The 13061-nt window shown below is 65.3% G+C and carries 13 protein-coding genes; 10 read left to right on the top strand and 3 right to left on the bottom strand.

Going from position 1 to position 13061, the window contains the following annotated elements; translation table 11 throughout:
- Positions 1 to 147: 147 nt before the first annotated feature.
- Entirely contained in the window at positions 148 to 4680 is a 4533-nt protein-coding gene (locus OG474_RS24710) for an FtsK/SpoIIIE domain-containing protein (RefSeq protein ID WP_405055933.1), read from the top strand.
- A gap of 79 nt (positions 4681 to 4759) precedes the next feature.
- On the opposite strand, the gene OG474_RS24715 is transcribed toward OG474_RS24710, so the two are convergent.
- Entirely contained in the window at positions 4760 to 5029 is a 270-nt protein-coding gene (locus OG474_RS24715) for a hypothetical protein (protein WP_405055934.1), read from the bottom strand.
- Positions 5030 to 5229: 200 nt separating this feature from the next.
- Entirely contained in the window at positions 5230 to 6171 is a 942-nt protein-coding gene (locus tag OG474_RS24720; protein ID WP_405055935.1) for a hypothetical protein, read from the bottom strand.
- Positions 6172 to 6364: 193 nt separating this feature from the next.
- On the opposite strand from OG474_RS24720, the gene OG474_RS24725 reads away from it, so the two are divergent.
- From OG474_RS24725 to OG474_RS24750, 6 genes are all read left to right on the top strand, one after another.
- Positions 6365 to 6832 (top strand): hypothetical protein, encoded by a 468-nt coding sequence (locus OG474_RS24725; RefSeq protein ID WP_405055936.1) that lies wholly within the window; start codon positions 6365 to 6367, stop codon positions 6830 to 6832.
- A gap of 201 nt (positions 6833 to 7033) precedes the next feature.
- The gene (locus tag OG474_RS24730) at positions 7034 to 7180 is read left to right on the top strand and encodes a hypothetical protein (RefSeq protein WP_405055937.1); all 147 of its coding nucleotides are present in this window, start codon (positions 7034 to 7036) and stop codon (positions 7178 to 7180) included.
- Positions 7181 to 7246: 66 nt separating this feature from the next.
- Complete coding sequence (locus tag OG474_RS24735; protein ID WP_405055938.1) at positions 7247 to 7681, top strand: hypothetical protein; 435 nt, start codon at positions 7247 to 7249, stop codon at positions 7679 to 7681.
- 137 nt (positions 7682 to 7818) lie between these two features.
- Entirely contained in the window at positions 7819 to 8469 is a 651-nt protein-coding gene (locus OG474_RS24740; RefSeq protein WP_405055939.1) for an SUKH-4 family immunity protein, read from the top strand.
- A 36-nt stretch (positions 8470 to 8505) separates the two neighbouring features.
- On the top strand, positions 8506 to 9000 hold the full coding sequence (locus tag OG474_RS24745) for an SMI1/KNR4 family protein (protein ID WP_405055940.1): 495 nt from the start codon (positions 8506 to 8508) through the stop codon (positions 8998 to 9000).
- Between the two features lie 8 nt (positions 9001 to 9008).
- Entirely contained in the window at positions 9009 to 9443 is a 435-nt protein-coding gene (locus OG474_RS24750; RefSeq protein ID WP_405055941.1) for a hypothetical protein, read from the top strand.
- A 173-nt stretch (positions 9444 to 9616) separates the two neighbouring features.
- Here OG474_RS24750 and OG474_RS24755 read toward each other — a convergent pair whose 3' ends face one another.
- Positions 9617 to 11251 (bottom strand): IS1634 family transposase, encoded by a 1635-nt coding sequence (locus OG474_RS24755; protein WP_405055942.1) that lies wholly within the window; start codon positions 11249 to 11251, stop codon positions 9617 to 9619.
- A 96-nt stretch (positions 11252 to 11347) separates the two neighbouring features.
- Between OG474_RS24755 and OG474_RS24760 the strand changes: the two genes are divergently transcribed.
- From OG474_RS24760 to OG474_RS24770, 3 genes are read left to right on the top strand one after another with little or no spacing between them, the layout of a single operon-like run.
- A complete protein-coding gene (locus OG474_RS24760) occupies positions 11348 to 11806 on the top strand; it encodes a hypothetical protein (RefSeq protein ID WP_405055943.1) in 459 nt (152 codons plus the stop codon).
- Positions 11807 to 11844: 38 nt separating this feature from the next.
- The gene (locus tag OG474_RS24765; RefSeq protein ID WP_405055944.1) at positions 11845 to 12456 is read left to right on the top strand and encodes a hypothetical protein; all 612 of its coding nucleotides are present in this window, start codon (positions 11845 to 11847) and stop codon (positions 12454 to 12456) included.
- A gap of 31 nt (positions 12457 to 12487) precedes the next feature.
- Positions 12488 to 12934: a hypothetical protein gene (locus OG474_RS24770; RefSeq protein WP_405055945.1), complete on the top strand. Its 447-nt coding sequence runs from the start codon at positions 12488 to 12490 to the stop codon at positions 12932 to 12934.
- Positions 12935 to 13061: the final 127 nt, after the last annotated feature.

A 13061-nucleotide genomic window follows, 5' to 3' on the forward strand; every position in this document is an offset into this window, starting at 1 on the left:
ACGCTGTTGCGTTGATCCGTCAGACGGTTGTGCAGCTGGGTCTTCCGAAGAGTGGGAAGCTGCCGGCGCCGAGGTCGTAGGGGCGGTGCACCGGGGGGCGTGGCAGGATCGGTGGGACGGGCTGGCCGATTCTAGGGATTGGGACGCATGCGGTTTGTGCTGACGGTGGTTGATCCGGCGGCTGGGAAGAGCGTCGACGTGCTGGTCGATGCGGAGCCTGGGCTGACTGTGGGGGCGTTGGTGCCTCGGTTGGTGGCGGCGGTGGGGCGGGAGACTTCGCTGCCGGGGAATGTGGTCAACCTGCATGACCCGGCGCCGGCTGGGGATCTGATGCCGCCGGTGTTCGTGGACGGGGAGCCCGTGGATCCGCGGCTGGAGCTGGCTGCTTCGCCGTTGCGCGAGGGGACTCTGCTCAGCATCGGGGACTCGCGGGGCTGTGTGCCGTCCGAGCCGCTCGGAGTTGTCGAGTTGCGGGTCGTCAGTGGGCCCGGTGCGGGATCGGTGCACCGGCTCGGGATGGGGACCTACACGCTAGGCAGCTCGCCCGATTCCGGCGTGCGTCTCACGAGCTCGGCGATCCCACCGCTGGTGGCGACGCTGAATGTTTCCGTGTCCGGTGAGGTGACGATCCGCCCGGAGCAGCTCGGCGAGTGGAGTGTCCTGGAGCGACCGGTCGATCCGATGGCCGGGCCGGTGGTGATCCCGGACGAGACCGGTGACGAGGAGACGACGTACGTCCTGGAGCCCGGGCAGCCGCCGGCACTGATCGAGCTGGACCGTCGGGACCTCGGAGCCAGCAGCCTCTGGGCCGGGACCGTGTGGCAGCCAGATGCGCTGCTGACGGTCGGCCCCGTCCTGCTCGCGCTGGCCGCCATCGAGCCGCCGGACGCCTCGCTGTCGCCCAACCCGGCTGGCGGCATGCTCGACTTCAACCGCCCGCCGCGGCTGCTGCCGCCGCCTCGGATGACCGAGTTCGCGCTGCCGACCGAGCCCGAGAAGGGGCAGAAGCCTACTTTTCCGCTGCTCGTGATGTTGCTGCCGCTGGTCGGTAGCGTGACCCTCGCGCTGATCCTCAAGCAGCCAGGCATGCTGCTGTTCGGTCTGCTCTCGCCGCTGATGTACATCGGCCAGTACCTGCAGAGCCGGAAAGAGGGCAAGACCGGCTACCGCGTGCAGCTCGCCAGGTACCAGGAGCGCAAGGCCCGGGTCGAGCGCGACGCCCGCCGGGCACTCGTTGCCGAACGCAACGCACGACGCCGCGACCTGCCGGACCCGGCAGCGGTGCTGCTGTTCGCCACCGGTCCCCGCGCCCGGCTCTGGGAGCGTCGCCCGACCGACCCCGACTGGCTGGAACTGCGGGTCGGTATCGCCGACCTCCCCAGCGAGGTGATGGTCGAGGACCAGGCGCTCGACAGTCACATGCGCAAGCGGACCTGGACCGCGCCCGACGTACCGGCAACTCTTCCCTTGGTCGGGGTCGGTGTGCTCGGTGTGGCCGGTGCGGGCGGTTCGGCACAGCAGATCGGCGCCTGGCTGGCCGGCCAGCTCGCCGCCCTGCACAGCCCCCGCACGCTCCGGCTGAGCGTCCTGTGCCCGCCCGAATCGGCTTCGACGTGGCAATGGATGCGCTGGCTTCCGCATGTCCGCGGTACCGAGGACGACGGCTTCCTCGGGTTGTTCGGCAACGACAACGAGACGACGGTACGGCGGATCAACGAGCTGGCGCGGCTGGTCGAGGCGCGCCGGAAGGCGCTGAACGCGAGCTCTCCAGTGGCCCAGCCGGCCCTGTTCGCCGAGCAGATCGTGGTGATCATGGACGGCGCGCGGCGGCTGCGGCTGCTGCCCGGCGTGGTCGGGCTGCTCAACGACGGGCCGTCGGTCGGGGTCCGGTTCATCTGTCTGGACAGCGACGAACGGCAACTGCCGGACGAGGCGAACGCCGTCATCGCGCCGCACGGCCAGTGGTGGCGGCTGCGGCAGACGGGCGCACCGACCATCGACGGCATCCGGCCGGACATGGTCACCCCGCAGTGGCTGGATCGGCTGGCCCGGTCGCTGGCCCCGATCCAGGACGTCTCCGGCGGTGACGACGCGACCTCGATCCCGGCCGCGAGTCGCCTGCTCACGGTCCTGGGGATGGAGACCCCGTCACCGGACCTGCTTGCCCAAGGCTGGGCCCTGGGCGGCGGCCGGACCACCCACGCGATCATCGGTGAGGGCGCGGAAGGCCCGTTCGGCATCGACATCGTGCGGGACGGTCCGCACGGTCTGGTCGCCGGTACGACGGGTGCCGGTAAGTCGGAGCTGCTCCAGTCGATCATCGGATCGCTTGCCGTCGGCAACAGACCGGACGAGATGACGTTCGTGCTGGTCGACTACAAGGGCGGCGCGGCGTTCAAGGACTGCAACCACCTGCCGCACACGGTCGGGATGGTCACCGACCTCGACGGCCACTTGACCACGCGGGCCCTCGCCTCGCTCGCCGCCGAGCTGCATCGCCGCGAGCACCAGCTCAAACGCGCCAATGCCAAGGACATCGAGGAGTACCTCGAGCGGATGGGCCCGGCCGACGAGCGGATGCCGCGGCTGCTGATCGTGATCGACGAGTTCGCCGCGATGGTCTCCGAACTGCCGGACTTCGTCACCGGCATCGTCGACATCGCCCGGCGCGGCCGGTCCCTCGGCGTTCACCTGATCCTGGCCACCCAGCGCCCGGCCGGTGTGGTCACCAACGACATCAAGGCGAACACCAACCTGCGGATCGCCTTGCGGGTCACCGACGCCGGCGACAGCTCGGACGTGATCGAGGCGCCCGAGGCGGCGTACATCTCCAAGGGCACGCCAGGCCGCGGTTACGCCCGGCTCGGGCACTCGTCGCTGATCCCCTTCCAGACGTCCCGGGTCGGTGGCCGTCCGCCTGGGCTGGTCGCGGCGACCGTCGGCGTGCGGCCGATCAGCTGGCGCGACCTCGGCCGCCCGGCCGTCTTCCAGGTCGAGGAGGCCGAGGACGACGTAATGGTGCCGACCGACCTCGCGACGCTCGTGAAGGCCCTGCAGGGCGCAGCGGAGGTGGCCGGTGTCAAGACGCCGCCGAGCCCGTGGCTGCCGCCGCTGGACGGCATCGTCACGCTCGACGACCTGGAGACGGCGAAGGCGGACCGGGACGGCGCTTTGCCGCCGATCCCGTTCGGGCTGGCCGACGTACCGAGTCAGCAGGCCCGTCAGGTGGCGACGTACGACCTGGAGTCCGCCGGGCACCTGGCGATCATCGGCGCGCCCCGCAGCGGGCGCTCAGCGGCGCTGCGGGCCATCGCCGGGTCGATCGGGCGCACGGTCGAGCCGAAGGACATCCACCTGTACGGCGTCGACTGCGGCAACAACGCGTTGCTTCCGATCATCAGCCTGCCGCACACCGGCGCGGTCGTCTCGCGTGAGCAGGCCGACCGGCTGACCCGGCTCACCGCGCGGTTGCAAGGCATCATCGGCAGCCGCCAGCAGGAGCTGGCCTCGAAGGGCTTCGCCGACGTCTCCGAGCAGCGCCGGGCCGCTCCGGACGACGAGCGGATGCCCTACCTCGTCGTACTGCTGGACCGCTGGGAGGGGTTCGTCGCGGCCTTCGAGTCGGTCGACGGCGGTCGGCTGATCGACGCCTGGATGCAGATCCTGCAGGAGGGCGCCGGTGCGGGTGTCAAGGTCGTGATGACCGCGGACCGGACCGCTCTGGTCGGCCGGATCTCCACCTTGATGGAAGACCGGCTGATGCTCCGGATGACCGACCCGTCCGACTTCCTGATGATCGGCATGCCGACCAAGGAGGTGCCGGAGAAGTTCCCGCCCGGCCGCGGCTTCCGCGCCTCCGGCCTGCTGGAGACCCAGGTCGCGTTGCTGGACCCGGACGACGACGGTACGGCGCAGGTGGCCGCTCTGCACCGGATCGGCGCGGCGGCGACGCCGAAGTCCGAGATTCCGTATCGGCAGCAGCCGTTCCGGGTGGACGCGCTGCCGGCCTCCATCGACGTGGCCGCGGCCCTGGAACTCGGCCCGCAGCCGCTGCGGCCGACCGAAGTACTGGTCGGTGTCGGTGGCGACAACCTCGGCGTACGGGCGTTCGACGCATTCGAGCACGGCCCGGGGCTGCTGGTCGTCGGGCCGGCGCGGTCCGGGCGCAGTACGACGCTGCTGACGATGATCAACTCGGTCACCGAGCGCGGCTGGCAGGTCGTGGCGATCACACCCCGGCGCAGCCCGCTGCGCGATCTGACCGGTCGACCGGGGATCGCCGGTGTGTACGGCGCTGACGCGGACATCGAGCAGGTGAAGACCGTGCTGGACGGGCTGACCACGCCGTTCGCGATCGTGGTCGACGACCTCGAACTGCTCGGCATGGACGGCCCGATGTCGGAGCTGATCGACGCCCGGGTCGGGGCGGTCCGCGACACCGGCAACCTCGTCATCGGTGCGGGCACGGCCGGCGACCTGACATCCATGTACCGCGGTCCGGCCGCCTCGATGAAGAAGTCCCGCGCGGGGGTCGTGCTGAACCCGCAGAAGTACGACGACGCGGAGATCTTCGGCATCAACCTGCCCCGCGGCATGGCCGGCGGGGCGCCTCCCGGCCGGGCCCTGTACGTCGTCGGCGGCCAGTGGGAACCCATCCAGGTGGCCAAGTCGGCGGGGTAGGCTCCGGCGGTTCCTTGCCTCTGACATCAAAAAACCGGCCGGACCCCAATGGGGCCGGCCGGTTTTTGGTGTGGCTGGATCAGCCGCCGGTGGCGGTCTGAATGGCCTGACGGTTCTTCTCGACCGCGGTCGAGGCGTTGGTCAGGTCGGTCTCGATGTTGCCGATGTTCTTCTCGCACGCGCCCCAGGCGGTGCGGAAGTCGTCGGCGTACTTGCCCTTCCAAGTCGTGCTGGTGACCACACCCGTGGACGCGGTCTTCAGCTGGCTCAGCTGGGTCTGGAACTCGGAAAGCTTCTTCTTCAAAGCTTCCATCTCCGGCAGGCTACCGCCGACCATGTCTCCCGACATCGGAACTCCCCAATCTCCTGGTGGTGCCACCAAGCACCCTGATGGCTACAACGTAACGGTCTGGAGGGCCAATCTCGCGCCCCACCCTGGTTCAGACGCACAACATCCGTTTGCGTTCCCTCGTCAGGGCATCAAATTGCACCCTTGCATCCATTGAGTGAGTCCCGCAACCGCGCTGCACGTTGCTGCAACGCTCCGGATCACTCCGCCAGGAGGTGGCGGCGTTCTGCGATGAGCTGGTCGATGGTGGTGCTGATGGTGGCCCGGCGGTCACGCAGATCGGCGTCGACCTGTTGCAGCAGGCTGCGGGTCCGGGGCAGGCGGTGCTGGGCCTCGAGCACCTGCAGCAGGCTCCGCACGTCATGGCCGGAGGAGTCCAGCCAGACGTCCAGGAACCTCGCCCTGGAATCCAGTGGCTCGCCGGTCTGCAGTGACTGGCGCTCGCCGTACACAAGTAGTTCGTCCTTGAGCTTTCCCAGGCACTGCTCGGCGTACGCTGCGGCGTTGCTGAGCGCATCCATCTCGTCGTACTTCGCCTTGCCGGCCAGCATGCCGCCGCCGACCAGGTCGTTCAGGGCGGCCTTCTTCGTACGCCCGACCAGGTGCTCGAGCGTGTCCAGCGCCCGGCCGGACCACCCGACGCTGGTGAGTAGATCATCTGCTTCTTGCAGTACGGCGGCCTGTCGCTCCAGCTCGGTCGCGATCTCGGCGAGCCGTGTGGCCCGGGGATCGCCGGCGGTCGTCAGCCGTTCTTCCTTGTCCTGCAGCGCGGCGTCGTAGTCGGCAACACCGGCGGCCAACTCCGACTGTCGCTCCCGGGCCTGGTCGAGCTCGTTCCGGGCCGCCTCGAAGTTTGTCCGAGCCTCGTCGTACCGGTCCTCGGCCTCGTCCGCCTCGAGCCGCAGCAGCTCCAGCCGCTCGTCCAGATCACGCGACAACAACTGCCCGAACCACGACCGCGACTTGGCCTCCAACCGCTCCAGCCGCTCATCCAGCTCCGCCAGCCGCGCCGCGAAGTGTCGAGTCTCCGCATACAACCCGTCCACCCGCCGCTGCAACCGCCCAACAGCCTCCTGAGCACCCCGCTGCCCAGCCCGAGCCGCAGCCCCAGCCACCAGCCGTCCCTCAATCCCATCGGCCATACCTTCATTCGACCACGCCCCTGGTCCAGCGCCACCGCCCAGCCCCACTGCAACAAGCTGCAAATGTCGCGCGCAGTCTGCCCTCGCTCACCAGAAGTCACTAAGCTCCCCGTGGCCTGCTCAGGTCCTCGTCCGGAGGCTGGTTTGTTTACAGGGAAGGTGAACTGGCCGTTCGCCACTGGAGGGATGTCTGTTGATCGGCAAGGGTGATCTGATCGCCGTACCCGGTGGCCAGGGGCAGCGTGTATTGGGGCAGGCGATCGAAGTCATGGGCGGTGTCTTCCTGCTTGCCACGTTCGAGGTCGGGCGATGGGACGCGCGTCAGCTCGACTCGATCGAGCTTGGTGCGCTGGTGTTCTTGGTGCAGACGATGGATCAGGCGGTTCGCGACGGGCGTTGGGAGATCGTCGGTAACCGTGTTCCCGACGTAGGGATCGAGGTGCCGAGGTATCTGGTTCCGGTCGGCCTTGGTGGGGAGCTGTTCGTGCAGGATCTGTACGGCGAGATCGTTGGCCCTGCAACCGCCGAAGATGTAGCCAGCCTGGCGCCGTACAAGAGCTACTCGCCTGCTCTGGTCGAGTGGGCGCTCGCGGCGAGGGCGGGCGCTGAAGAGTGGCTGGACCGTTTCGACGAGATGCTTGCGGGGAGCAGTCCGTCCTGATGCGCTTCAGGAAGGTGCAGACGGACTGGATTCGTGGGGTGGGCTCGTAGGAAGCGAGGAGGCGGTCTTGCGGACGGGTGATGGGGTGCTTTGGGAGCCGTTGCCGCTTCGGTTCGGGTGTCGGTTTCAGTTGTGGTCGTACACGAAGTCGCATCGGACGATGGTGCTTCGGGGATGGCCGGGTGCGGGGTATGAGGAGTTGTGGACGTTGTCTTCAGGGACGTGCTGGCGATGAAGGTTGCTTCTGGGTACGACGGGCTGACGGTGGCCGTTGCGGTGGAGGTGGGGGAAGTGGACGGGTTCTTCCGGGTGGCACGAGGGGAGCTTCTTGAAGTTGGACGTTTCTGATGAGGTTCAGCGGGGATTCGTGGTGTGTGGGCGCGTTGGGGTACGACGGGGGACGGGGTCGCCGGAGTGAGCGGATTCGCGATCGAGGTGATCGATAGCTCGTCCATCGAGGCGGTCGGTCGAATCACGGTTGGTGAATTTTCTGAGACCTTCCGGATGAGTTTGAGATTCTGGAGCGTCAGCGACTATCGCCGTAGTTGGCGGCGTGGACTGCGAGCGCTTGTGGACGATGAGCACGGGACCTCGTGCCTGATGTCCTCGATCACCGACCCGGAAAACAGCAATTTTTTGATGTGTTGGCCGCTCTTTCGCAGTGGAGAAGAGGTGTGGGTTCAGAACTCCATGATCTTCCCCGAAGAGTTGGATGATGCCTTCGACCCCGAGGAGCCATGGAAATCCGTGGGTCCGCGTTGTGTGGTCAATGAGGACGGAATTCGTATCTCCGAATGGGCAACAGAAATAGCTGAAGTGAGGGCTTTCCTTGAGTTAAGCGGGGAATGAGATCCACCTCGACCGTGCGCGCTGCTGTCGCGTCGGGGCGGGGCAGATTCATGGGGAGGGCTTGGCGTGGTTGGTCCGGAAGTATTCAATGGCGTGAGGCTGATCGGTGATCAGCATGAGTTGATTATGGAGAAGAGTTGAACCTTGCTGAGGCGCGTGCAGAGATCCTGAGGATCCTCTCTGCTGACCTTGATGAGCTGATAGAGGGGGAGTCGTCTACAGTGGCTCCCCCGATCGCGCTGACCAGCTGGGATATTCCTGTAGGCGGCAGAGAGGCTGTCCGGCTCTATGGACTGCCTGGGAAACGAACCGATGAGCTGATGGGAGTTGTCGGAGAATTTCAAGATGGGCTGGCACCGGACTTGGGGAATACAGCTATGCCTTTCTATCGGATCGGAAGCTTCGGGTCCGCGGTCCTTGGTGCTGTGGCGGGTCTTGGCTCTGTCTTTACCATGTCGACGGACGCTCCGACTCACCCTCAGCTCGCACATCTCGAAGCTCGAGAAGCAGAGCTTGTTAATTCAGGTCTCTCAATCTTCGTGGATTGTGCTTGGAGGTGGCACCGACTTGTGGGTGTGCTCGCCGAGCAGGAGGTTGCGGCCGGGCAGGCTGAGGTCGCAGCGTGGCGGGCTGCGAAGGACGAGTCGGAACGTGCGGCGATTCTGGATCGGCGTGGGGCAGGCCTGGAGCTGTCTCGAATGGTCTATGAGAATTTTGTAGGACGGGATCCAGAGGCAATTTCTCCGGACGATTCGTTCTGGTCGGAGGTGATCCTCGACGTCTCGTAGGGTTCCTGCAAGCCTCGTGAGCTGGTCGGAGGGCGGATGACGCAAGCTGTTGAAGACGGTCGGCGGTTGGTGGAGTTGCTTCGTGGCAACGAGGACATCGCCAGTCATGCCGATGGTTGTGGCGCAGGCATGATCGCGGCGGCTGAGCAGGATATGGGTGTGGGGTTTCCGCCGTCGTACCGGCGTCTCATCGAGGAGTTCGGGACCTGGGACATTGCCGGTCAGGAGTTCCTGGGCGTGTATCAGACGGCTGCGATGGGATCGAGCCTGCTGGGGTCCGTTGCGGAGACGCTTGATGCGCGCGGTCAGTACGGTCTGCCCTCGGAGTTGATTGTTGTGATGTTTGATGGGATGGGCGGGTTGATTGTCCTCGATTCCGCGGAGTCCGACGGGGATGGTGAGTACCCCGTCCTGGTCTGGGATCCGGGAAGTGCGCATCGTGGTAGTGCGGACCGGCTCGGCGAGAACTTCGGGTCCTTCGCCCTTGCGCGATGTCAGCGTGCCGTTGCGAACTGGCGATCCGAGGGGTGAACCCGGGGGTGCGCGGATTCGCGATCGAGGTGATTGACAGTTCGTCCGTCGAGGCGGTCGGTCGGATTGTCGTTGGTGAGTTTTCCGAGACCTTTCGGATGAGTTTGAACTTCTGGAGCGTCAGTGACTATCGCCGTAGTTGGCAGCGTGAACTGCGCGCACTGGTGAGCGATGAGCGCGGGACCTCGTGTCTGATGTCCTCGATCACCGACCCGGAGTACAGCAATTATTTGATGTGTTGGCCGCTCTATCGCAGCGGAGAAGAGGTCTGGGTTCACAACTCCATACTCTTTCTGGAACAGTTGGACGATGCCTTCGATCCCGAGGAGCCATGGAGGTCCGTGGGTCCGCGTTGTGTGGTCGATGAGGACGGGAATCGTATCTCCGAATGGGCAACAGGAATGACCGAGGTGAGGGCTTTCCTTGAGCTGAGCGGAGAATGAGATTCGCTCGAGGTGCGGCGGGTTAGGTGGGAGGTTCTGCATGGCCTCACTTGAGGAGTGGTTTGATCGCCGCGTTTTGCCGGAAGATGCGGTGAGGCTGCGCGCGGTGACGGTTGAGGTCGCTGAGGGGCGGAGTCTTGATCTGGTCGAGCTCCTGACTTCGGTCATTTGGGTTAGTGCCTGAGTTGGGGCCGGTTCATCGAGTCGAGGATCGTCTGCTTGTCAGTGGGGATGGCGGGTGGGATGGTCTGCTCGGTGGCGTTGATCGCGATGGTGGCTGAGCGCAGTGGCCGGAGTTGTCGGATGACGTTGCGGATCGCGAGTCCGGTGCGGTTTTGGATCTCGCGGCTGACCGCGAGGGCGGTGAACACGATGGTGAGGTGGGCCTCGATCGCGTCCTTGGTGTGGTGGAACATCGGCCGGGCGCGCAGATCGGTCTTGGACATCCGGAAGGACTGCTCGACGTGCCATAGCTCGTGGTAGCTGGCGATGACCTCGCGTGCGGGCATGACGCCGGCGGTGATATTGGTGACGTAGCCTTTCAGCCCGACCAGGCGCCGCGCCCGCGCGAGTGAGACCTCGTCCAGGCTGCGTGACCCGTTGCTGGTTTTGACGAACCGCGGAGCCTTGGCGGTCTTGTCCCCGGCGACTACGTCTTTGGCCCGGTTCTCTTGCAGAGTGAGAGTTTTGTTGTCGCGCACTGCCCGTTTGGTCGAGTAGGCCCAGACCGCCCGCCACGACCCGGGATGCTGTTCGGGATCCCAGACCGGTTCGGCTTTGAGCTTGGGGTTGTTCTCGACCTTGTGCCCGGTGCGCGGGGTGATCGTGTCGACGACTTGCCCGTCGGTGAACGCGTCGCCGTGCCAGCGGAAGTGGGACTCCAGATCGGCTGGTGCCTTGGTCACGCGGGAGCCGACGATGAACCTCAGGTTCGCCTCATCCAGTTGACGCAGGTTGCTGGCTGACAGCATGCCTGCGTCGGCGACCACGACCATGTCGGCCAGGTTGTGGCGGTCTTGGAAGGCTTTGATGATCGGCACGATCGTGGTGGTCTCGGCCTTGTTGCCTTCAAAGCAGCCGATCTCGAGCGGGAAGCCGTGCCTGTCGACCAGCAGACCGACCACGACCTGGGGATCGACGCGGCGTTCCTTGGAGTAGCCGACCTTGCGCAGGTCGTCTTCCTTCTCGGCCTCGAAATACAGCGTGGTGACGTCGTAGAGGCACAGCGACACATCGCCGCTGGCCAGCACGTGCTCAAAACACGCGGTCGCGATCTGCTCGCGGTAATCGCGCTGCTGAGCCCGTATCAGGGTGCGGCGCATCGTCTTCTCGCTGGCCGGTTTGCACCCCAGATCGATCAGGACACGACCGGTGTCCAGGATCGAGGTCGGCTCGACGATGCGGGCGATCACCAGATCACGAAACGTCTCGTCCCCGACCGCGGCGAACCCCAGCGCGCGATAGACCTCCGCGAGCACGTCGAACAGCAGCCGCGACGACGTCGCGACCACCTGCGGGGCAGACACCCGCGGCTGTTCAACACCTCGGACCGGCCCGGCGAACAACCCCGCGTCCACAGCAGGAGCGACCAGCCGCGCCTTCTTCTGCGTCGCCTCCAGCCCCAGCTCGAGCTCACCTTGACCAGCATCACCCAGCAGCCCACGAGCCCGCTCAAGCAGCAGACCCAACTCAGCCTCGGTATGCGCCGAACCCACATGCGCCACGATCCGCCGACGCCCATCCACATACTCAGCGACCTGCACAGCCGTCGCTCCCGAGGCCGTTCGCACCCGCCGCACCCACGCCACAACCCGAGCCTAGAACACTAATTAGTGCCTCAGACCACCTCCCCGGCTGGCCATCACCGCAGGTCAGCGCGCTGCGCCCCGACGAACCGAGAAGGAGTGACCGAAGTCAGGCCGGAAGATGCGGTGAGGCTGCGCGCGGTGACGGTTGAGGTCGCTGAGGGGCGGAGTCTTGATCTGGTCGAGCTCCTCAAGGCGTGGATGGTCCATGTCGCGAAGATCGAGTCTGATATGTCTTTGCCAAGCTCTGACAGGTCGGTCTGGGGTGCTCACGACTTCATTGCCGCGCTCTACCTGCGCGATTTTCTGGGAGTTGGTTTATCCGACTTGGATGAAGACCTCCGCGCACGAATCGAGTCGGCCGTAGTCGAGGTCGATCATCGGTTCTCGTCATACACTGAGCCAGATTCTTCCCGCGTGTTGCAACGCGTTGACAGAAGAAAGCAGCCTGATCCCGGGTGGTGGTGGAGAAGGATTCCGCGATCTGGTCCAGCGCGTGACGAACTCATGCTCTACGGTGGCGATGACCCGGAGATCAGTCGCCATAGCGAAACCTGACGGAGGACCTGCCAGCACTTGGTGTCGCGCGGTGGGGGGTGTATGCGGCGGTTGCACTGCAACGATTCGCTGAGAGGTTTGACGTGGTCAATCCGGAAATATTTAGGGATTTGATTGCTGAAGTTTCTGCGGAGGTTCTGATGGGTGGAGATGTTGATCCATCCATTGCGACGATGCGAGCTGCGGGGTTCAGTCCTGTTGATTGCATCAAGGCGTTGATCGAGATCACGGGCTGTTCGCTTGCCGAGGCGAACAGGACGATTATCTTCAGTACTGCCTGGCCGGAACATACGGTGGGCATGACTGATCGGTTGAGGTTCGAGGCCGCCTTCGATGACTTCATGGCGGGGTGCTATCCGGACCGTCCCCGGACGGGGGAGTTTCAGGACTGGGGCTTTTGTCTCTTTGAGTTCGACTCGTACATCGCGGGGTATGCGACCCGGGTCCGGGGAGGTCACATGAGGGCCAGTGTGATTCCGGACCTTGATTCCTGTGTATCGGGCATCGGGTTGTTGAGGGCCTCGCTCGAAGAGCTGGAGCCATCAGCTGAGGAAGATCCGGGTTTGATCGGCGAATACCGGACTCGCGTCGCCGTCGTGGAGCGCATGGTGGTGGCGCTGCGGAGGCTCGCTTGCTCGGAGACGGAGTGAAGGGATGTCTGTGATCTGTAAGGGGGATCTGATGGCTGTCCCGGATGGCCTCGGGCAGTGGGTTCTGGGGCAGGCGATCGAGGTGCCGGGTCCTGTGTTTCTGCTTGCCACGTTCGAGGTCGGGCGGTGGGAGGTTGGCCGGCTCGACTCTGTTGAGCTTGGTGCGCCGGTGTTCTTGGTGCAAACGATGGATCAGGCGGTTCGCGACGGGCGTTGGGAGATCGTCGGTAGGCGGACGCCCGACGTAGGGATCGAGGTGCCGAGGTACCTGGTTCCGGTTGGGCTTGGTGGGGAGTTGTCCGTGCAGGACATTTACGGCGAGGTCGTTGGTCCTGCAACTGCCGAAGACGTAGCCAGACTTGGGCCGTACAAGAGCTACTCGCCTGCTCTGGTCGAGAGGGCGCTCGCGGCGAGGGCGGGTGCTGAGGAGTGGCTGGACCGTTTCGACGAGATGCTCGCTGCAGGAAGGTGCAAGTAGTGGGATGTGGGTTCGTCGGGGGTTGGTTGTGGGTACGACGGGCTGATGTGGTTGTTGCGTTGGGATTGATCACTGGTTGTGATCGGGGTATTGCTGTTCGTGGGATAAAGTGAAGAGTTCGACAGGG

The organism is Kribbella sp. NBC_01505, assembly GCF_045040285.1.
GTDB lineage: Bacteria > Actinomycetota > Actinomycetes > Propionibacteriales > Kribbellaceae > Kribbella.